The 1,243-nt window shown below is 71.4% G+C and carries 1 protein-coding gene; it reads left to right on the forward strand.

Going from position 1 to position 1,243, the window contains the following annotated elements:
• Nucleotides 1–204 precede the first annotated feature (204 nt).
• Nucleotides 205–1,243: IS110 family transposase (locus AB0G10_RS42265; protein ID WP_360935919.1), on the forward strand; the 1,039-nt coding region annotated here is incomplete at its 3' end.

The raw sequence follows: 1,243 nt of genomic DNA on the forward strand, positions 1-1,243 counted from the left end.
CAAGATCTGGCCACCGCTGTGGTGTGGTGTGCCGTGGATGCGACCTGTCCTCGTGGGTTGCCGGCGCCGGCCCGGCCCACCTTGCTGGCCTGATCAGAAGCCTGTCCGCGTGTCAGCGCGTGACTCATCACAGATATGCCGCTCAGGTGACCTTCTCCCGGGCCGACGCCGTCCGAACGTCGTCCATGCAAGGGAGCACCGTCCGTGTCGTCCATCCTGGCAGAACGTCTGGCTGACCGCGTTGACGCGGTCGTCGGCGTCGACACCCACACCGACACCCACACCGCAGCGGTGGTGACACCGGTCGGCACGGTGCTGGCCGAGCTCACCGTGCCGGCCACCCTCGACGGCGCCGCCCGCCTGCTGGTCTGGGCCGGCCAGCACACCACCCGGCTCGGTGACCGGCGGGTCTGGGCCGTCGACGGCACCCGGGCCCATGGCATCGGCCTGTCCCGGTCCCTGCTCACCGCCGGCGAGTCCGTCCTGGAAGCACCCAAACCCGCCAAGGGCCGACGCCGCCGCGGCGGCAAGTCCGACGCCCTCGACGCCGTGCACGCCGCCCGTGCCGTGCTGGCCGCCGACCACACCGCCACACCCCGCGCCGACGGCGACCGCGAAGCCCTGCGCATCCTGCACGTGGTCCGCCGCCACTACACCGACACCCGCACCGCCACCGTCAACCTGTTCAAAGCGGTCATCCTCACCGCCGGCGCCACCCTGCGCGAACAGTTCCGCGGCCGCTCCACCCACCGGCAGATCCACCACGCCCTCACCCTGACCCCCAGCAGCAACCCCGACAGCAGCGGCCTCGATCAGCTGCACCACACCCAACTGGCCGCCCTCGCCGAACAGATCCACACCCTCGACAAACTCCTGAAAGCCAACCTCGCCGAGATCCGCACCCTGGTCGACAAGCTCTGCCCGGCCCTGCTCGAGCAGCCCGGCATCGGCCCCGTCACCGCCGCGATCGCCCTGACCGCCTGGTCCCACCCCGGCCGGCTGCGCAACGAAGCCGCCTTCGCCGCTCTCGCCGGCGTCAACCCCATCCCGGCCAGCTCCGGGCGCACCACCCGACACCGCCTCAACCCCGGCGGCGACCGCACCCTCAACGCCGCCATCCACACCATCGCCAAATCCCGGCAACGATGCCACCAACCCACCAAGGACTACATCGCCCGCCGCACCGCCGAAGGCCGCACCCCACGCGAGGTCACCCGCAGTCTCAAACGCTACATAACCCGCC

The sequence above is a fragment of the Actinoplanes sp. NPDC023714 genome, assembly GCF_040639855.1.
GTDB lineage: Bacteria > Actinomycetota > Actinomycetes > Mycobacteriales > Micromonosporaceae > Actinoplanes.